18 protein-coding genes and 1 other RNA gene are annotated in these 18,227 nt (G+C 67.0%); 8 read left to right on the plus strand and 11 right to left on the minus strand.

The window, feature by feature from the left end; all coding sequences use genetic code 11:
• Positions 1-154 precede the first annotated feature (154 nt).
• Together ACPEES_RS15205 and ACPEES_RS15210 are read left to right on the plus strand one after the other, a co-directional pair.
• Complete coding sequence (locus ACPEES_RS15205; RefSeq protein WP_435104383.1) at positions 155-1,039, plus strand: hypothetical protein; 885 nt, start codon at positions 155-157, stop codon at positions 1,037-1,039.
• Between the two features lie 43 nt (positions 1,040-1,082).
• A complete protein-coding gene (locus tag ACPEES_RS15210; RefSeq protein ID WP_435104385.1) occupies positions 1,083-1,826 on the plus strand; it encodes a DUF3108 domain-containing protein in 744 nt (247 codons plus the stop codon).
• A 61-nt stretch (positions 1,827-1,887) separates the two neighbouring features.
• On the opposite strand, the gene ACPEES_RS15215 is transcribed toward ACPEES_RS15210, so the two are convergent.
• From ACPEES_RS15215 to smpB, 8 genes are all read right to left on the minus strand, one after another.
• On the minus strand, positions 1,888-3,000 hold the full coding sequence (locus tag ACPEES_RS15215; protein ID WP_435104386.1) for an HlyD family secretion protein: 1,113 nt from the start codon (positions 2,998-3,000) through the stop codon (positions 1,888-1,890).
• The gene (locus ACPEES_RS15220) at positions 2,997-5,078 is read right to left on the minus strand and encodes a TolC family protein (protein ID WP_435104388.1); all 2,082 of its coding nucleotides are present in this window, start codon (positions 5,076-5,078) and stop codon (positions 2,997-2,999) included. Before ACPEES_RS15220 ends, ACPEES_RS15215 begins: the two co-directional genes overlap by 4 nt.
• On the minus strand, positions 5,078-6,424 hold the full coding sequence (locus ACPEES_RS15225) for a glycosyltransferase family 2 protein (protein WP_435104389.1): 1,347 nt from the start codon (positions 6,422-6,424) through the stop codon (positions 5,078-5,080). The genes ACPEES_RS15220 and ACPEES_RS15225 overlap by 1 nt, the downstream gene beginning before the upstream one ends.
• Positions 6,421-7,821: a diguanylate cyclase domain-containing protein gene (locus ACPEES_RS15230; protein ID WP_435104390.1), complete on the minus strand. Its 1,401-nt coding sequence runs from the start codon at positions 7,819-7,821 to the stop codon at positions 6,421-6,423. Before ACPEES_RS15230 ends, ACPEES_RS15225 begins: the two co-directional genes overlap by 4 nt.
• Positions 7,822-7,930: 109 nt before the next feature.
• Positions 7,931-8,692, minus strand: a complete 762-nt coding sequence (locus ACPEES_RS15235; RefSeq protein WP_435104391.1) for a DUF72 domain-containing protein — start codon at positions 8,690-8,692, stop codon at positions 7,931-7,933.
• 154 nt (positions 8,693-8,846) lie between these two features.
• Entirely contained in the window at positions 8,847-9,404 is a 558-nt protein-coding gene (locus ACPEES_RS15240) for a hypothetical protein (RefSeq protein WP_435104392.1), read from the minus strand.
• Between the two features lie 171 nt (positions 9,405-9,575).
• Positions 9,576-9,934: a transfer-messenger RNA gene (gene ssrA / locus ACPEES_RS15245) on the minus strand.
• An 87-nt stretch (positions 9,935-10,021) separates the two neighbouring features.
• Positions 10,022-10,513 (minus strand): SsrA-binding protein SmpB, encoded by a 492-nt coding sequence (gene smpB / locus ACPEES_RS15250; RefSeq protein WP_435104393.1) that lies wholly within the window; start codon positions 10,511-10,513, stop codon positions 10,022-10,024.
• A gap of 101 nt (positions 10,514-10,614) precedes the next feature.
• Here smpB and ACPEES_RS15255 point away from each other — a divergent pair, with 101 nt between their 5' ends.
• From ACPEES_RS15255 to ACPEES_RS15265, 3 genes are read left to right on the plus strand one after another with little or no spacing between them, the layout of a single operon-like run.
• On the plus strand, positions 10,615-11,979 hold the full coding sequence (locus ACPEES_RS15255; protein ID WP_435104394.1) for a sodium-dependent transporter: 1,365 nt from the start codon (positions 10,615-10,617) through the stop codon (positions 11,977-11,979).
• 16 nt (positions 11,980-11,995) lie between these two features.
• Complete coding sequence (locus tag ACPEES_RS15260; RefSeq protein WP_435104395.1) at positions 11,996-12,427, plus strand: type II toxin-antitoxin system RatA family toxin; 432 nt, start codon at positions 11,996-11,998, stop codon at positions 12,425-12,427.
• Entirely contained in the window at positions 12,420-12,713 is a 294-nt protein-coding gene (locus ACPEES_RS15265) for an RnfH family protein (RefSeq protein ID WP_435104396.1), read from the plus strand. Before ACPEES_RS15260 ends, ACPEES_RS15265 begins: the two co-directional genes overlap by 8 nt.
• On the opposite strand, the gene ACPEES_RS15270 is transcribed toward ACPEES_RS15265, so the two are convergent.
• Positions 12,710-13,084, minus strand: a complete 375-nt coding sequence (locus ACPEES_RS15270) for an outer membrane protein assembly factor BamE (protein WP_435104397.1) — start codon at positions 13,082-13,084, stop codon at positions 12,710-12,712. The two genes, ACPEES_RS15265 and ACPEES_RS15270, sit on opposite strands and share 4 nt — an antisense overlap.
• Before the next feature lie 86 nt (positions 13,085-13,170).
• Between ACPEES_RS15270 and fur the strand changes: the two genes are divergently transcribed.
• Entirely contained in the window at positions 13,171-13,584 is a 414-nt protein-coding gene (gene fur / locus ACPEES_RS15275) for a ferric iron uptake transcriptional regulator (protein WP_435104398.1), read from the plus strand.
• 57 nt (positions 13,585-13,641) lie between these two features.
• On the opposite strand, the gene recN is transcribed toward fur, so the two are convergent.
• Both recN and ACPEES_RS15285 read right to left on the minus strand, forming a co-directional pair.
• Entirely contained in the window at positions 13,642-15,312 is a 1,671-nt protein-coding gene (recN, locus tag ACPEES_RS15280; protein ID WP_435104399.1) for a DNA repair protein RecN, read from the minus strand.
• Positions 15,313-15,392: 80 nt separating this feature from the next.
• On the minus strand, positions 15,393-16,274 hold the full coding sequence (locus ACPEES_RS15285; protein WP_435104400.1) for an NAD(+) kinase: 882 nt from the start codon (positions 16,272-16,274) through the stop codon (positions 15,393-15,395).
• Between the two features lie 186 nt (positions 16,275-16,460).
• Between ACPEES_RS15285 and hrcA the strand changes: the two genes are divergently transcribed.
• Entirely contained in the window at positions 16,461-17,519 is a 1,059-nt protein-coding gene (gene hrcA, locus ACPEES_RS15290; RefSeq protein ID WP_435104401.1) for a heat-inducible transcriptional repressor HrcA, read from the plus strand.
• Positions 17,520-17,610: 91 nt separating this feature from the next.
• Positions 17,611-18,222 (plus strand): nucleotide exchange factor GrpE, encoded by a 612-nt coding sequence (gene grpE / locus ACPEES_RS15295; RefSeq protein ID WP_435104402.1) that lies wholly within the window; start codon positions 17,611-17,613, stop codon positions 18,220-18,222.
• Positions 18,223-18,227: the final 5 nt, after the last annotated feature.

Consider the following 18,227-nt stretch of genomic DNA (forward strand, 5'->3'; position numbering starts at 1 on the left):
TTCTTCAATCCCCGGCCGTAGGTCGCTTCGGTAGGCGAATTATGTTCGTTGGCTGCTATCTTTCTGAAATGACGCTGTGAACCGGATCTGTCGCCGGGCGATGAGGCGTGCGGGCACCGATCCGGCGCGGTACGTTTACACGGAGGGCCCTCCCATGACAGCAACGCGAAAATACGTGGTTTTCTTCGTCGCATTGCTTGTGGCGAGTGTCGTCGGAATCGCCGCCGCGCAGCCCACGGAGGTCACTGTTCGGGTACTCAGCCGCGGCGGCGGATTTCTCGGCGCGCCGGCCGGGGGGGCCGAGGTCACGCTGCGGGACGCACGCACCGGCGAGCTCCTGGCCAGGGGCATGACGGAAGGCTCGCCCGGTGACATTGAGCGCATCATGGGGGCGGCGTCAGGGCGTGATGGCCGGATCGCGACCGAAGAGACCGCGCGCTTCAGTACGAGTCTGGACCTTCAGCGGCCGCGGCTGGTGGAGGTGACTGCGATTGGCCCCATGGGCGAGGAGCAGGCGGCCAACCGTGCCACGGCCACGCAATGGATCGTCCCCGGTCATCACCTCACTGGCGGCGACGGCTGGGTGATCGAGATTCCCGGCCTGGCGGTTGCGATCGACAGTGCACCGACGGCGCTCACCCTCAACGACGAGCCCGCCGGTGTCGATGTGCGCGCTTCGATCACCATGATGTGCGGTTGCCCCATCGAGCCGGGTGGTCGTTGGGATGCCGATGATTTCCACCTTGCGGTGCTGGTTTACCGGGATGGCGAGCGCCTGCGCGAGCAACCGTTGAGCTATGCGGGTGAGCCGAGCCGCTTCGGTACCCGGGTGGAGGTCACCGAGCCGGGTGCCTACGAGCTGGTGGTGTATGCTCATCAGCCGGATACCGGTAACACCGGCGTGGATCGCGTGGCGTTCGTCGCGGAGTCGGATCAGGCCGCCCTGGACCCGGTTGCCGCGGCCATGGCGCGTTGTGGCATGAAATCGACTCAGGCAGCGGACGACGGCACGGGCGCGGTGGCGGCGGACGGCCTGTAATCGGGACGGCAGCGTCACGAGGCGGTAACCGGCACGGGGTACGGTGCGAGGGCACATCGGGATTCTGGAGTCCGGTTTGCCGTACACGCTGTCCGTCGCGCGGGTGCTCGTCACGGCGGTGCTCGCGCTGATCGCTGCAGTGCCGCTGTCAGCGGCGCCCCCGGCTTTCGAGGCTCGCTATACGCTCAGCCGCGGTGGATTTGGTGTGGGGGAGGTCCATATTGCCGTGAGTGCGCCGACGGAAGACAGCTACCGCTACGAGAGCCGCGTGAGTACCAACGGGGTCGCTTCCCTGTTCGCCGACCGCTCGCTCACCCAGGTAAGCAAGGGGCGGTGGACCGATGACGGGCCCGAGCCGCGGAACTATTGGCGCGTGGACAGGCGGGGCTCCGAGCGGCGGCGCAGCCGCCTGCATTTCGCCGATGAGGTCGAGCTGACCCGCAACGGCACCGTCCGGGTGCTGGATGTGCCGTCGTCCGCTCACGATCCAGCTTCCCTGACCCTCAAGCTGATTCATGATGCCCGCCACGAAGCGCTTGCCGAGCGCTATGGGCTAGTGGACGAAAAGGGCACCTACCGGGATTTCCGTGTGATCGATCGTGGCGAGACACGGGTGGAAGCACTCGATCGCACCTTCCGCGCGCGACACATAGACCGCACGGCGCTGGATGGGCGCTTCGCGTTGCAGCTCTACGTGGCGCCCCATCTGGATGGCATTCCCGTACGCATGGTCTGGGAAGACCGCGAGCGCACTTACACCATGGTGCTCGAGGCGTTGCAGCGCTGACGCTGCGGTCGGCCTGTACCGTGTGGTGGGAATGCCCGGCGCACGTCCTGCGCCGGAGGCGTCAGCCGGCGCTGTTCGAATCGCCGGTCAGCCAGCCCAGGCCGACAGCGTCCGGGCCCCTGGCGAAACGTACGGTAACGGGCAGATCGTTCACTCTCAGCCCGGGCGGCAGGGGCGCGAGGGGTTCGAGCCGGACCACGAGCCGGGGCGGGTTGCGCGTGAGATTCGCCGACAGGGCACCGGGTACCGCTGCGGCACGGTGCGGTCCCTGCACGATGCGTGCTTTCAGCTTCGTTCCGTCCGCGAAGACCAGTGTCGCCGCCGCACCGGCGCGGGCGAAACGCGTCTGCTCGGGGGAGAGGTAGGCGAGTACGTGGCTGCGTCCGGCGGAGGTCATCGTGACCAGCGAGGCCCCGGGCCCGATACGCTCGCCCTCGTTGGCATCCACGGCGACCACGTAGCCCGGGCGCGGTGCCGTGACGGTGAGCAGCTTGCGTTGCGCAATCAGGGCGTCCCGGCGTGCGCGCAGTATGCGCAGGCGGGTGTAGCGTTCGGAGTTCGCGCCGTCGGTGGCGTTCGCCCGCCGCGTCTCGGCCATGCGGGTACGCACCTGCTGCCTCTGGTGGCGTGCCTGTTGCAACGCGGCGCGCGCGGCCTGGCGCTCGCTTGCCACGGCGCCGCCGCGCTCGGCGAGCTTGACCAATTGCTGGTATTCCCGCTCGCGCACGGTGACGAGCTGCTGCGTGATCTCGAGCTCCCGGGACAGGCTTTCGAGGATGCTGTCGACGTTTCGGGTCTCGATGGGTTGCTCGCTCAGGGCGTCGATCTCGGCCTCGAGCGCGCCGAGGCGCTCCGCGAGGGCCGGGTCCGAAAGCGTGACGAGCCGTTTTCCAGGCCTTACGTAATCACCGGGTTGCACGTTCACGCGCTGGACGATGCCGCTGGCCACGGCGTTGATGCGCGTCATGGGAAGCTGAACGCTTGCGGGGGCGTCGACGGTCACTGCGCTGTCGATGGCCCGGTAGCCGAAGTAGAAGATCGGGCTGAGCAGTATCAGTGCCGTCACGAGCCAGCGCAGGCGTGGCGGTGCCCGCCGGGACGGGCCGTAGTTGACGAGCAGCCCCTGGTCGCGCGCGGCGTTCTGGCTTCTCTTGGGATCGAATTGCACTTTCATCGCTGCTGGGACTGCCAGTTGCGCCAATCCTGAATGAGAAGCCCCCCGAACCGCGGTCCAACCCGGTCACCGAGCCGCCGTGCGAGCCGGGTGAGGTTCGCCCGCGCGGTTGCCGGGTCGTCGGCACGCCAGCTCGCATCGGGGTGGAGGTGGGGTTCGACGCTCACTGCCAGGGTCACCGGCAGGTCGGGGAGACGCTCCACCATGGCGGTGAATCGTTCGGCCACCCCGGAACGGGGGCGGCGGTAGTCCATCACGGCGACACCGGCGATGCCCGTGGCGGCAATGCGGCAGGGCAGGCAGGCATAGCCGAAGTCCCGCTCGATATACCGTGGGTGAATGCTCACGCGTACCGGCACGGGTGAGACGTTCGCGGCGCGCTTCAGCGTCTCCAGATAGCCGGCGAGCAGCGCCTGGCGCCGCTGCTGCACGTCGGGAAGGTGGTCGATCTCGATGTCCAGATGGATGCCGTCCCAGCCCAGGTGCGCGAGCGCCGAGAGCCAATTCACGAGGTCGCCGCGATGCTCGTCGAGTGCCCAGTGGGGATCGCCCAGCAACCACTGGATCGACATGTCACGGGCATGAGCGGCCTCGATCACCCGGCGCAGCGGCGCCGGATCGGCAACCAGGTCACGCAGTGTCTCGCCGCGGAAAGAGACCAGCACGCGCCGCGCGCCGGTTTTCTCCAGTTCGTTCCAGGCCGCCGGTGCACGGTTGAGAAACCGCTCACCACGCCAGTGGTAGAACCCCATCGGGGGCCCCTTGGGGGGCGGTGATTTGCCTTGATTCGCGGTGACGGGGACCATCGGCGGCTCTTCCGGGGCGTTGGCGAGCAGCTCGCACGTGAGCTGATCGCGGCTTGCCATGTCCAGTGCGATACGCCAGTACGCGGCGCGGGCGGCGACCAGCGTGTCGCTGGCGCGCCACCACTCGTTGTAGGCGCGCAGGGGGCCGGCCGCGTCGGTATCGGTCCGTGTGCTGCGCCGACGCTCGCTCTCGCGCAGAAGGGTGCGGGCGATTGCGAGACGGGCTCTGGCTTGTCGGGCATCGGCGGCGGCGTCGTCGAGTGCGGTCATCAGGCGCAACCGGCGTGCACGCTGACGTGCACGGGTGGCCGCGAGCTCGTGGCGAGCCTGGCGGGCTTCGGCGCGCAGGCGCTGGCGTACCGCGCCGCGATAATCGGGCAGTGCAAGCGGTACGGATACGCTGACGCCGGCGAACCACTGGTAGCCGCGGTCGCCGCCTTCTTCGAACACAGGGGAGTAGCCCAGGGAGACGTTCGCGTCGAGGCCCGCGAAGTCCGTGTGCGCGGCGCGTTCCCGGGCTGCCGTCAGCTCGGTGGCCGCTGCACGGACGCTGGCCGGCGACGGCGGTTCATCCGCCGTGCATCGGTGGTGGAGGCCCGGCCAGGCGGGGGCGAACGCCGGAAGATTCCGCCCCACGACGGTCTCGAGGCGGGCACGGGCATGGCGTTGCCGCCTGCCGGCGTTGTCCGTGACGGTGCGGGCCTCGGTGACCGTGCCGGTGAGCCGGTGGAGATCACTCGCGGCAAGCCGGTTCGCACGGTGGCGTTGTCCCAGCCGGGCCTCCAGGGCAATGGCGCGGTCGAGATAGGCATTGGCCAGTCGCCGGCGGTGATCGATCACGAGGTAGTCCACATACGCGGCGGCCAGCTGCGCGCGTGTTTCGGCACGCTCGACGTGGCCTTGCAGGCGCGCGGCGCGATAGTCACCGCGGGCTTCGATCGTGCTGCGATACTGGCGCTCGGAGGTGCCGAGCAACGGTCGCGTGAGCCGCGCGTAGGCGTTGCTTCCCGCGTAGTTCCGGGTGCGGTCCCGGTCGACGACCTCGCGTTGATAATTCGCGTCAGCACCCAGCTCCACGCGCCAACCACTGCGTGCCTGCTCGGCCTGCCAGTTGGCGTGGCGCGCATCTTCCCGAGCGGCAGCGGCCTGACTGGCCGGTGTGCTCCGGAGGGTCTGCTCCAGACTCGAAAGCGTGATTTCCTCGGCGCTCGCGGCACTCATGCACAGCAGTGCCGCCGTCGCGCCGAGCCAACGGGGGAAAGTTGCCAGCATCAGGGATTGTCCCGGCGTCGGCGCACGACCCACCACGGGGCCATGCTTGTTGTTTCGTGGGTCTTGGCGACGATTTCGGCGAGGATGGCCACCGCCGACCAGATCCGCATCACGAAGGCGTAGGCCGGGTAGAACGGCAGCAGCGGCACCAGCCGCAGATCCTCGCCGGGGCGCTCGGACAGCCAGCCGATGACCACGCTGTAGAGTATCAGGGTGATCACGACGTAGACGACGTAGACGACGAACAGCGACGCCGCTATCTGGTGCGCCGGGAAGGCCATGAACAGGTAGCCGGTGTAGCCGACGATCATGAACGGCATGACAAGCTGGAAGAGCAATCCGTACCACAGTGTGAGGATCAGGTTGCGCCAGCCGCGCATGGCCGGCGTGAGGCCACGGCTGTGGCGGCGCACGTAGGTGTAGTAGAGGTCGCCTTCCCAGCGCAGGCGCTGGCGCAGCAGCTCGCCGAAGGATTCGGGGGCGTCGGTCAGGCCGATGGCATAGGGTTCGTAGGCGATGCGCAGCCCGGGCACGCGCCGGATGTACTGCTGGATCCGCAGCGTGAGATCCAGGTCCTCGGCGGTCCCTGTGTGCCAGCCGCCGATGCGTTGGAGAAAGTCGCGGCGGAACAGCCCGAACGCCCCGGAGATGTTGTTGATGGCGTTGAAGGCTGCCAGCCCGGTGCGCGTGCTCTGCATGGACAGCAGGTATTCCAGGGCCTGGAAGCGCGTCACCCAGGCGGCGGTGCGGTTGCGTACCCGTAGTGTTGCGGAGACCGCGACGACGCTGCCGTCGGCAAAGTGGGAGACGGCGCGGTCGAGCATGTCGTTGTCGAACGAGGTATCCGCGTCGGCAGCGAGCACGATGTCCCCGCGCGCATGCTGCAGCCCCGTGTTGAGTGCCGATACACGTCCGCCGCGGGGAGACTTCGGGATGACGCGCACTTCCCGCCGCTCGTAATCGCCCGCCAGGCGGGCGGCGCGGTGGGCTGCGTCCAGGGTATCGCGGTTGCGATCGGCGCCGTCGATGACAGGCAGTATTTCCACGTGCCCGGCGTAGAGCTGTTCCAGCAGGGTGCGCACCGTGCCGATAACGCGGTCGCCTTCGCTGTAGCAGGTGATGATGCAAGTAACCGTGGGCCGGTACCCCAGGGTTGTGGCCGTGATCGGGCGGGGCCGCAGCGGGTAGCGGAAAATACCGGCGATGATCAGGATGTACAGCGGAAGCTCCAGGAACAGCAGAAACGGAATGAAGCGCTGCACGAACGTGGCTGCGCTCCCGGAGCCCATGACGATGAAATGCACCTGCACCGCCGTATCGACGAAAAACGCCTCCAGCGGGCTCACGCGCCGACCTCCGCGGCAAGTTCGTTCATGAGGGTCTGGGCGTCCGTGTGCTCGACCAGTCCGGCGGTAAGCTCACGCGCGGCGCTAACGCACTCCAGTGCGACGCCCTCCGGCTGTTCGGTTGCCCGGGCGAGCTCGTGTACCCGTTTGAGGAAGCCGTGGCCGCCTTCCGATTGCGTTTGCGGCAGGAACACCCAGAACAGGTTCTCGTCGGTGCGGGTGCACAGGTCGCTGTCCCGCACGAGCGCCTGGAGCTGCTCGGCAAAGCCCTGCAGAAGAATCGCCGTACGGCTGCGGCCGAGGGACTCCACCGTTTCGATCAGATTCGACAGCCGGATGACGGCAAGGCTCGCGCGCGCGTCCTCGTAGCGGCGTATGACACTGAACTGCCAGCGCAACAGCTCGACGAACGCGTCCGGGGTGAGGTAATTGATTTCGTCGAGTATCGAGGCGAGCTCACCCATGGAGCCGTGTCGGGCGGCGAGACGGCCCCTCGCCGTGACGGCATAGTCGTGCACGGGGTGGACGACGAGATCCTCCGGTGCCGTGATCTCGGCACAGGCGGCGCAGCGGGCGACGACTTCCGGTTCCACGAACAGCCGGTGGCAGCCGTGGCAGTGGTAGCTCTCCAGCGGGCGGTCGTAATCGCTGCCGATATGGCGCAGTCGGGTGGAGCAGTTCGGGCAAACCAGCAGATTGCCGGATTCGAACCGACTCTGCGGAGCCACGTGCCCGCAGCCGAAGCAATGGATGGTCTTGGTGCGTTCGATGTCGATGGCGGTGCAGTCCGGGCAGCGGTCGACGAAGATCAGGTGCGCCGTTCTGCAGCTCGAGCAAAGACGCAGGCGGTCGACCAGGCGAGCGGGCGCGATCCACTCGCGCCCCGAGAAGAAGCGCAGCCAGTCGGTGCTTTCGCCATCGTCGCCGAGCAGTGCCTCCAGTAGCGGGTAGCGGTAGATGGTTGCTGCCCGCCAGTCCCGCCAGGGGCGTATCGTCATCCCGTCCCGTTCCGCGAGCAGCCGCAGCAGGACCTGTTCCCGGCTCGCGTCCGCTTCCGGCGGCGGGCCGTCGCTTGCCACTATCTGTTCCGCCCGTCCCGGCAACTCGCTGACGGCACGTACCGCGCCGTCCAGTAGCGTGGCGGAATAGGCGTCATCGTCCCACGTTCCGATGCGAAAAGCCGGAAGCAGGGTCGTCTCCGGTTGCTGGCGCAGGCGGTAGGCCTGGTCATTCACATAGTCGTCGTCGCCGTCGATGCCCACTGCGACGATCCGGTCGGCGAAACCCGCGAGCTCCTCGGCGGTGGTCGCCGTGCGCACGGATGTGCCGTGCCCGACGTTCCCGCCGCCGGGCGAGAGTACCGCCACCCGACTGACATCCAGCGCAATGCTACTCAATGCGAATTTGCCCCGTGCCCGAAAATGTGAACCATGACACAGCGAATGATACGTTGGTGCATTTGCCAGGGGAAGCTGTGTCCCTCGTCCTGCTTATCCGGACTATGGGTCATGACTCATATATCGGCGCATCGTCGGATTTCCTTACCAGTGCCTGGAGCGTGAGGCCGTTGTCGATGCCCGCCTCGGATCCCGTATTGTTGAAGATGCACCATCGGCAGGACGTTTCCGCTGTCCCCAGGTGTTCGGAGAGAGAGGCGAGATACTCGTCGCTGTACGACGAGCGGAAGCGTTCCGGCGAGCCGTGCAATCGGTAATAGACGGGGGCCGGCCAACCCCCCGGCTCGCCGGCCGTGGCGGTCACCGGCGGGTCCACTGCGGCACGTGCCACCTGGTGGCGACGCAGGATCCGCTCGCCGGTCTCACAAAACCAGCTCGGGTGGCGTGGCTCGCAGACCAAGGCGCCATGGTAGCGCCGACGCACGGCGCCCAGGAAGCGTTCCACCGTCTCCGCCTCCAGCGGCAGGCTCGGCGGTAGCTGAATCAGTATCGGCCCCTGGCGAGCCCCGAGGCCCGCCACTTCGCCCAGGAACGTATCCAGACCGTCCGTGTCCCGCAGGCGTTGCCGGTGGGTCAGCCACCGGGGCATCTTCACCGCGAAGCGGAAGTCGTCGCCCGCCTCGCGTGCCCATCGTTCGTAGGTGCTGCGGCGGTGTGACCGGTAGAAACTGCTGTTGATCTCGACGGCGGTGAGTCGGGCCGCGTAACGCTGCAAGTGTGTGCCCGGGCCGGGAAACCGGTCCTGTATTCCTTTCGCCAGCCGCCAGCCGGCCGTGCCTATCCGGATGCCCGCAAGCCCCGCCGTCGCCATGGATACGGGTCCTGTCCTGTGTGGCCAGCAAGCCCTTCACTGCAAGCCTAGGAAGCAAGCCGTGGCAGGGCAATACTGTCCGAAGGCCCCGGAGCGGATGCTCCAGGGCGCGGGTTGTGACTGCTTGGGAGGTGGTCCAAGGGGGCCGTGGGAATCACTCCACTCCGGGCCTCGGTGGCATATCGAATGACAGCGTGGCGATGCGGCCGGTGTCTCCGTAGGTTGCCAGCGCGTAGGCGATCGGTTTATTGGGTGTATCCACCGAAATCGTGAACGGGACATTGTCACGCGCGAGCTGCTCGGCCAGCAGACGACCCCGACCGTCGTAGATCTGCAGGACGCCGGTATCGGTGTCATTGGGCAGAAAGTGGACTGCCACGGAGAAGGTCGGGCGTTCGAAGTCGGCACGCAGCACCTGATCACCACCGCAGCATTGCCCCGCGGACCAGATATCGCCAGCGGAGTGGGCGAAGACACCGCCGACGGCGAAAACCGGTGTTGTCAGATCGGAGGTCAGCTCTAGGGGTTCGATGACGTCGAGGAATTCGATGACCATCGAGCCCTGCGCTGTGGACAGAGTGACGTGATCCACGGCGTTGCTGATATCGGCGCCATCGGCAAAGGCGGATGGATCGACAATAATGGTTTCGGCGCTGGCCACTCCCCAGGACACGGCGGTCGCGCAAGCGCATGCGAGGACGATTCTGCTCATGACGTGTCTCCTCACTGAACGGACCGTGATCTTCAAGATAGTCGGCAACGCTCGTGGGTGAGGAACCGTTCGTCCCGCCGTGCTTCCGGCATGATGGCGGCCACAAAAAACCCCGCTTCCAGCGCGTGGAGCGGGGTTTTGCGAGCCAGGCGGTATCCGCCCTGCAGTGTTTGGTGGAGGCGGCGGGAATCGAACCCGCGTCCGCAGGACCTCCGCCTCAGGGTCTACATGCTTAGATCCGTCTATTGTTTTTAGCCGCCTGCCACCCGACGGACAGGGCGTGCAGGCAGCGAGCCCGTTAAGGTTTCGCGTGACGGATCCGGGCGGTCCGTCAGGCTATCCCGTGTAATATGCCGGTCGAACATCGGCCACGGGAGACCGGATGCCGACCGCTCACGGCTATTTAGGCCGCGAGGGCGTAGTTGTCGTCGTTGGCAACTATCTTTTTTGCCACATGTTTTACGAGGTTGAGTGACGTCCTCGGCATGCACCTGAGGTTTCGCGACCTGCGTCGAAGCCATGTCGCCCCCAGTGTTCAATTCATGTGACAGTCTACGGCATCCCGGAGTTCCTGACGAGCGCTGATTCGGGCGCCGCCCGGGGCCATGGTCGCGGCCTCAGGCCTTGCGCTTGAGAATCCGGGCACGGTCGCGCTGCCAGTCCCGTTCCTTCTTGTCCGCGCGCTTGTCGTGCTGTTTCTTGCCCTTGGCAAGCCCGATGCTGAGCTTCGCCACCCCGCGCTTCCAGTGCAGGTCCAGGGGCACCACGGTGTAGCCCTTCTGCTCGCTGGCGCCGATGAGGCGGTCAATCTCGCGGCGGTGGAGCAGGAGCTTGCGCGTGCGTGTCGGATCCGGGTGGATGTGCGTCGAAGCCGTAGGCAGCGGTGGGAAGTTCGCACCGATGAGCCAGGCCTCGCCGTCCTTGAGCAGCACGTACCCCTCAGTGAGGTTCGCGCGCCCGTCACGCAGGCTCTTGACCTCCCAGCCCTCCAGCGCGAGGCCGGCTTCCAGGCGGTCCTCGATGAAGTACTCGTGGCGGGCCTTGCGATTGACGGTGATGGTGGCGCCACCGTCACCCTTGGCTTTCTGCTTTCCGGCTTTCTTACTCACGGCGGCTATTCTAATGATCGGCGGGCGTCGCGCCAACGCCGGCTTGCCGGTTCGGCGAGGAGTGCCGACAATGGCGCGCAGTTCGGGGTCGGGAGTCTCCCTTGTTGTTCGCAGGCCGAAGTGCGCCCACGACGGTGCCCTCCGCGCGCGGCTTCACGCTGCTGTTGGTGGGGGCGACGGTGGGGCTGGGTAACATCTGGCGGTTCCCCTGGCTTGTGGGGGAGTACGGGGGCAGTGCCTTTGTCGGCCTGTACGTGCTGTGCCTGCTCGGCTTGGGGCTGCCCCTGCTGATTGCGGAGCTGCTGATAGGCCGCTGTGCGGGCGTCGACCCCGTGCGGGGGCTGGCGCGCGTGGCGGTGCGTGAGGGGCATAGCCCGGCATGGGGGATGCTCGGTGCCCTCGCCACCGTGGTCGGCGTGGTGCTGGTATCGCTGTACGGCATCGTCGGCGGCTGGGCGCTTGCCTACGTGTTCCGCGCCGCGAGCGGTGCGTTCGATGGGCTGGACAGCCTCGGCGCGGGCCGGCTTTTCCAGGCGCTGGTGGCCGACGGCGAAGCACTGCTCGGTTGGTACACGCTGTTCCTCGGCGCGGCGATACTCGTTACGGGCCGGGACCTGCGCCACGGTATCGAAGTGGCGGCACGCTGGTTTGTTCCCATGCTCGGCGTTCTACTGGCCGTGCTCGTGATCACGCAGTGGCGCGTGCCCGGATTCACGGCCGCCGTGGCATTCCTGTTCGTTCCGCAGGCGAGCGCGGTTTCCTCGGAGGCAGTGCTCGCGGCGCTGGGTCATGCGTTTTTCACCCTGAGTCTCGGCACCGGCGTGATGCTGGCGTTCGGCTCGTATCGGCGCGGGGGCGTGGTCGCGCCGGCGCTGTGGACGGTGACTACGGATACGGTGTTTGCCGTGCTCGCCGGGCTCGCGGTTTTTCCGGCGGTGTTCACGGGCGGCATGACGCCGGCGAGCGGGGCCGGGCTCGCGTTTCAGAGCCTGCCCGTGGCGTTCGGCGCGGTGCAGGGCGGGCACTATCTGGGCGTGCTGTTCTTCGCGGCATTGACGCTTGCCGCGTGGACGTCCGTATACGCACTCATGGAGCCGGCGGTTGCCTGGCTCGCCGCGCATCCGCGCATCGACCGCGCGGGGGCCGCATCCACGGTGGGCGTGGTCGCCTGGTTGCTGGGTCTGCTGCCATTGCTCTCCTTCGGCCTGCTGGAGCACTGGCGGGTGCCTCTGCTCGGCGAGACCGTGGGGCTGTTCGATGCCGTCAACCGTTTGCTCGGCATGGTGCTGCTGCCGGCGGTGGGTCTGGGCGTGGCGTTTTTCGCCGGTTGGGTGCTGTCCGCGGAGACGGTGCGCCTCGCTCTGCTGCCGCCCGCGCTCGGCCGGGTCTGGCGCTTTCTGGTAAGGTTTGCCGCGCCCGTGGCGTTGGTTCTGATCGGGCTCGAAGTGGCCGGAGTTCTCGCGTGAACGACTGGAAGGGTGTATGACGAGCGTATCGCGTTCGGCAGTGGTGCCGTACTCGGCGGAAGCGATGTTCCGCCTCGTGGACGACGTGGACTCCTATCAGGAGTTTCTGCCGTGGGTGAAGTCGAGCCGGGAGCTGCAGCGCGACGATGATGCCGTGCGCGCGACGCTGGTGTTCGCCAAGGGTGGATTCGAGAAGTCCTTCACCACCCAGAATCGCCTGCAGCACGGCAAGATGATCGAGATACGCCTCGTCGAGGGGCCGTTCCGGCACCTGCACGGCTACTGGCGTTTCCAGGCGCTGGAGCAGCAGGCCTGCAAGGTCTCGCTGGACCTGGAGTTCGAATTCGCGTCGCGGTTACTGGGCATGGCGTTCGGGCGGGTGTTCACCCAGGTGGCGAACACACTGGTGGATTCGTTCGTGCAGCGGGCCAGGGTGGTATATGGCTGAATCGGCGGCGAGTGTTCGCGTGGAGGTGGTCTATGCGTTACCCGACGAGCAGGCCCTGGTGACGGTCACTCTGCCGGCGCCGGCCACCGTCGAGGCGGCCATCCGCGCCTCGGGCCTGCTCGAGCGTTTCCCCGATATCGACCTCGGCCGGCAGTCCGTCGGGGTTTTCGCGCGGGTGGTCACGCTCGCCGACGAGCTTGCCGACGGCGACCGTGTCGAGATCTACCGGCCGTTGAAGGTGGATCCCAAGGAGATGCGGCGCCGGCGTGCTGCCGGGCAGCGCTAGCCATTGCCGGCGGCGCGGCGGCCGTGGAGCGGGTTGCCGGGCTCGATGAAGCTGCCTTCGGCGCCCACGAGCTCGTCGCCGTCGAAGAAGACGGTAAGCTGCCGGTGAGCGGGTTCGCCGCCCAGGTCGTCCCCCGGGACGAAATAGTAGACGTAGTCCCAGCGCTGGGCGTGGAATGGATCGTCCACCGTCGGCGTGCCCAGCAGGAAGCGTACCTGGTCGCGGGACATGCCCGGTTCCAGCTGGGCGACGTCCGCCTGCTCGATGAGCGTGCCCTGCTGCAGATCCGGGTCGTAGACGAAGGGTACGCGGTTGATGCTGCACCCGCCGAGCAGGAGGGCGCTGATGTATAATGCCGTGACGAGGCGCACCAATTGCTTCCTTTTCTCAGTAAGCAGTGGTGGCGCATCATAACGCAGCTACGGCGACATTGACACGGACCGCTCCGGGAGGGGTTTTGGAATCCAAAGACCTGCGTAAGGCCGGCCTGAAGGTCACGCTGCCACGAGTGAAGATCCTCGAGATTCTCGAGAGCAATCGCGACGAGCATCTCTCCGCGGAGGACGTTTACCGTCATCTCATGTCCGCGGGCGAGGATATCGGCCTGGCCACCGTCTACCGCGTGCTGACCCAGTTCGAGGCGGCCGGCATCGTCGACCGGCACAACTTCGAGGGCAACCAGGCGGTCTTCGAGCTCAATGAGGGCGGCCACCACGACCACATGGTCTGCGTGGAGTGTGGCCGGATCCAGGAGTTCATGGACGAGACCATCGAGCGGCGTCAAAGCAAAGTCGCCGAGGACCACGACTTCGACCTCACCGACCACTCGCTGATCCTCTACGGCCGCTGCCGCGACTGCCAGAAGCAGTAAACGGGTGTCGCGAGGCGGGGAGGCGTGCAGCCTGCCGCCTCCCCGCGCGTCGGGGCATCAGCCGGTTGCGCGGGCCAGCATCTCCTGGGCGTGGTTGAGCGTATTGTCCGTGATCTCCACGCCCCCCAGCATGCGGGCGATTTCCTGGGTGCGTTCGCGTTCATCGAGACGTTCGATGCGGGTGCGCGTGCGGCCATCGTCGGTGGCCTTGCGTACGCGTAGCTGGTGGTGCCCCTGGGCGGCCACCTGGGGCAGGTGGGTGATGCACAGGACCTGCGCGCTGCCGCCGAGCTCACGCAGCTTGCGGCCGACCACCTCTGCCACCGCACCGCCGATGCCCGTGTCGGCCTCGTCGAAAACCAGCGTGGGGATGCGGCTGACGTCCGCGGTGGAGACGGCGAGCGCCAGGCCGATGCGGGAGAGCTCGCCGCCCGAGGCCACCCGATGCAAGGGGCCGTAGGGTTGGTCCGGGTTCGTCCTCACCTGGAAGCTCACCTCGTCGAGGCCGTGGGGCGTCGGGCGCGCGTGCGCATCGTGGGCGACGTTGATGTGTAGCGACGCGTTTTCCATGCCGAGCTCGACGATCAGGCCGTTCACGCGCTTCGCGAGCTCGTCCGCTGCCGTGGCCCGTGCCGTGTGAAGCGACCCCGCGGCTTCGCGGTAGCGGTGCTCGCAATCGGCGAGCTCGGTGTCGAGGCTCTGCAGCCGCGCCTCGGCGTTCTCCAGCGTTTCCAGCTCCTCGCGGAGCTCGGCGAGTCGCTCGGGTAGCTCCACCGGCCGGATGCGGTGCTTGCGGGCCAGGTCGTTGAGCGTGGCGATGCGCTCTTCGACCCATTGCAGCCGCTCCGGGTCCAGCTCCATGGCGTCGACGAAGTGGCGAAGCTCCTGGCAGCCTTCCTCGAGTTGAGCGAGGGCACCGGCGAGCAGCTCGTGGGCACCGCGCAGGCTCTCGTCGATGTCGGTGAGCGGATCGAGCTCGCGCACGCCCGCGCTCAGGCTCGTCTGTACCGCCTGGTCGTCGTCATAGAGCGCGGTGAGCAGGGACTGACAGGTCTCGATGGTCGTGCCGGCCGAGGCGAGGCGGCGCTGCTCCGCGTCCAGCGCTTCAATATCCTCGGCGCTCATCTCCACGGCGGACAGCTCCTCGACCTGAAACCGCAGCAGGTCGAGGCGGTCGCCGTAGGACTGGTCGCCGCCTTCGAGGCGGCGTTTCTCCGCGCGCAACGCCTGCCATTCGCGATGCAGCTCGGCGACTTCCGCCCGCGCCTGGTGCACGTTCCCGAAATCATCCAGGGTTTCGCGCTGGGCTTCCGTGCGCATGAGGGACTGATGGGCGTGTTGCCCGTGGATGTCTACCAGGTGGCGGCCGAGCGCGTCGAGAATCTGCAGAGGGACCGGGCGGCCGTTGAGCCAGGCCTGGGAGCGGCCGCTGCGGTGGAGCACACGGCGCAACAGGCACTCGCCGTCGGTGTCCATTTCCTGTTCGGCGAGATAGGCCCGTGCTGCCGCATTGCCGGTGACGTCGAAGGCCACGTTGATCTCGGCACGGTCGGCGTGCTCGGGAATGAGCCCGGCCTCGGCGCGGTCGCCCAGGCACAGGCCCAGCGCATCCAGAAGGATGGACTTGCCGGCGCCGGTCTCGCCGGTCAGTGCAGTCATGCCAGCGTCGAAATCGATCTCGACGTGATCGACGATGGCGAAGTCACGAATGTGGATGTGGCGTAGCATGCTTGCCCCTGTCGCCTGTCCCGCTGCGGCCGCATCGGGCCGATGGCGTCAAGGGTACATGAGTTGGGGCGCTCCGCCAGTCACACCGGGTGCCCGTCACCCCAGCGCAGCTTCGCTCGCAGAATGTCGAAATAGCGGTATTGCGGGGGGTGGACCAGGTGGATCGGGCGCGCGTGGCGACGGATGACGATGCGCGCACCGGGCACGGGTTCCAGGTTCTGCTGGCTGTCACAGCTCACCCGGATCTGCGCCATTTCCTCGCCCGGCATGCGGATTTCCACGGTGGAGCCCGCGTTGATCACCAGTGGGCGGTTGGACAGCGTATGCGGGCAGATGGGCACGAGCGTGATCGCATCCACGTCCGGGTGGACGATGGGGCCGCCGCCACTCATGGCGTAGGCCGTCGATCCGGTGGGCGTGGAGACGATCAGTCCGTCGGAGCGGTAGTGATTGCACAGCTGGCCGTCGATCGATGCCTCGAACTCGATCATCCGCGCGGTGTGCCACTTGTGCAGCACCACGTCGTTGAGCGCAATGCCGCTTTCGATCACGTGGTCGCTCTCGTCACGCAGCTCCGCGGCGAGCAGCATCCGGTTATCGCTGATGTAGTGGCCGGAGAGGACCGTGTCGATCTCGTGGAGGTCGCCGGGGGAGACGTCGACGAGAAAACCCAGTCGTCCGCGGTTGACCCCGAGAATCGGGACCTCGACGTCGGCGAGCGTGCGCGCGGCGGTCAGCAGCGTGCCGTCGCCGCCGACGGCGATCAGCAGATCGACGCGCCCGGCCAGCTCCCGGGCGGGCACACGCTCGCAGTGCCCGCTCGCCTGCTCGGGCACGGTTTCGGCATCGACGAGGACCTCTCGGCCCGCGGCGCGCAGGTGGTCCTTGATGCGAACGATTGTTTCGGCCACGCCGGGGTCGTCGGGCTTGCCGGTGATGCCGATGGTCTGCAGTACGTGCATGAGCGTCCCGTCGCGTACGTTGGCGCGAACGTAGCATTTTCGCGGGCTCGGGCCAATCGGCGTGAGGCCCCGCAGGGCGCGCGTTGACAGGCCGTGCGGCCGTTGGTAGCGTTCGATTGGCACTCTCGGGCGGAGAGTGCCAACACCTGGCCCACAGAGACGAGGAGCACACCTCGGCACGCATCCATGGCCGACATCAAGACCGGTGATACGGTTCTCAACGAGCGCGCACAGCGTCTGCTCAAGACGCTGGTGCAGCGGTACATACGCGACGGGCAGCCCGTCGGGTCGCGTGTACTCACGCGCGAGTCGGGGCTCGATCTCAGCCCCGCGACCGTACGCAACGTCATGTCCGATCTCGAGGACGCCGGTCTCGTGTGCTCGCCGCATACCTCGGCGGGGCGGGTGCCCACCGATCTCGGCTACCGCTTCTTCGTGGATTCGCTGCTCACTGTCCAGCCCCTGGGGGATCACGACATCGACCGCTTGCGCATCCGTCTCGAAGGTGACGGCGATGCCGGCTCGCTGGTCGATTCCGCTTCCAGCCTGCTGTCCGGGCTGACACGGCTGACCGGGGTGGTGACGCTGCCGCGGCGCAATTACGGCGCGCTGCGCCAGCTCGAGTTCCTGCGGTTGTCCGAGCGGCGGATCCTCGCGATCCTCGTGCTCAACGATCACGAAGTGCAGAACCGCGTGATCGAGACGGACCGGGACTTCAGCGCCAGCGAGCTCCAGCAGTTGTCCAACTACCTCAACTCGGAGTTCGCCGGTCGTGACATGGCGTCGGTGCGCCACCTGCTGCTCGCACAGATGCAGGCGGACCGGGAGCACATGAACAGCCTCATGCAGACGGCGATCGATGTGGCCAAACGCGTGTTCGCCGAGCATAGCGAGGCGGACGAGGATTACGTCATGGCCGGTGAAACCAATCTCATGACGTTCTCCGAGCTCTCGAACGTGGACAAGCTCAAGGAGCTGTTCGACGCGTTCAGCCGCAAGCGCGACATCCTCCATCTGCTCGACCGCTGCCTGTCGGCCGACGGCGTGCAGATATTCATCGGCGAGGAGTCGGGTTACGAGATCTTCGACGGCGTGAGCCTCGTGACCTCCAGCTATCGCGCTGACGGCGAGGTGTTGGGGGTTCTCGGAGTGATCGGTCCCACACGGATGGATTACGATCGCGTGATACCGATCGTCGATGTGACGGCAAGGCTGCTCGGGCATGCCTTGAATCCGGGCCAGTGACCCCAATCTCGCCGGCTGACGAGGCACCGCACAGCCGCGGTGGCAACGGGCATTTGTCCAGCGAAGTGTGTTCGCTTTTACGGAGACTTCGATGACTGACGAACAACGCAACGAGTCGCAGACGCCAGCCGATGGCGAAGGCGAGGAGCAGCAGACGCCCGTGGGCGAACGCGAAGCCGTGCCCGCCGAGGAGTACGAGGCGCTGCAGGCCAAGCTCGACGAGGCGCAGGCGAAGGCGGAAGAGAACTGGAACCAGTTCCTGCGCGCCCGCGCCGAGCTCGAGAACGTGCGTCGGCGCAGCGAGCGTGACGTGGAGCAGGCGCGGCGCTACGGCCTGGAGAAGCTCGCTTCGGAGCTGCTCGGCGTGCGGGACAGCCTCGAAATGGGCGTGTCCGCGGCGCACGAAGAGGGCGCGGACGTCGCCAAGCTCCGCGAGGGTTCCGAGCTCACGCTGCGCATGCTCGTGCAGGCGATGGAGAAGTTCGACATCCAGGAGATCAATCCGCAGGGTGAGAAGTTCGATCCGGATCGCCACGAGGCGATGGCGGCGCAGGAGTCCGCCGAGCACGAGCCCAACACGGTGATTCACGTCGTGCAGAAGGGCTACGTGCTCGGTGAGCGTCTGTTGCGGCCGGCGATGGTCATCGTCGCGCGCGCCGCGGAGGGCGATTCTCAGGGCGGTCAGGTGGACGAGCAGGCTTGAAACAC

The sequence above is a fragment of the Arhodomonas sp. AD133 genome (assembly GCF_051195215.1).
Classification (GTDB): domain Bacteria; phylum Pseudomonadota; class Gammaproteobacteria; order Nitrococcales; family Nitrococcaceae; genus Arhodomonas.

What these genes read in the sequence shown, in the direction of transcription:
- ACPEES_RS15205 (WP_435104383.1), top strand. Translation starts at nt 155, where the DNA reads ATGACAGCAACGCGAAAATACGTGGTTTTCTTCGTCGCATTGCTTGTG.
- ACPEES_RS15215 (WP_435104386.1), bottom strand. Translation starts at nt 3,000, where the DNA reads ATGAAAGTGCAATTCGATCCCAAGAGAAGCCAGAACGCCGCGCGCGAC.
- ACPEES_RS15220 (WP_435104388.1), bottom strand. Translation starts at nt 5,078, where the DNA reads ATGCTGGCAACTTTCCCCCGTTGGCTCGGCGCGACGGCGGCACTGCTG.
- ACPEES_RS15235 (WP_435104391.1), bottom strand. Translation starts at nt 8,692, where the DNA reads ATGGCGACGGCGGGGCTTGCGGGCATCCGGATAGGCACGGCCGGCTGG.
- ACPEES_RS15240 (WP_435104392.1), bottom strand. Translation starts at nt 9,404, where the DNA reads ATGAGCAGAATCGTCCTCGCATGCGCTTGCGCGACCGCCGTGTCCTGG.
- ACPEES_RS15260 (WP_435104395.1), top strand. Translation starts at nt 11,996, where the DNA reads ATGACGAGCGTATCGCGTTCGGCAGTGGTGCCGTACTCGGCGGAAGCG.
- ACPEES_RS15265 (WP_435104396.1), top strand. Translation starts at nt 12,420, where the DNA reads ATGGCTGAATCGGCGGCGAGTGTTCGCGTGGAGGTGGTCTATGCGTTA.
- recN (WP_435104399.1), bottom strand. Translation starts at nt 15,312, where the DNA reads ATGCTACGCCACATCCACATTCGTGACTTCGCCATCGTCGATCACGTC.
- ACPEES_RS15285 (WP_435104400.1), bottom strand. Translation starts at nt 16,274, where the DNA reads ATGCACGTACTGCAGACCATCGGCATCACCGGCAAGCCCGACGACCCC.
- hrcA (WP_435104401.1), top strand. Translation starts at nt 16,461, where the DNA reads ATGGCCGACATCAAGACCGGTGATACGGTTCTCAACGAGCGCGCACAG.
- grpE (WP_435104402.1), top strand. Translation starts at nt 17,611, where the DNA reads ATGACTGACGAACAACGCAACGAGTCGCAGACGCCAGCCGATGGCGAA.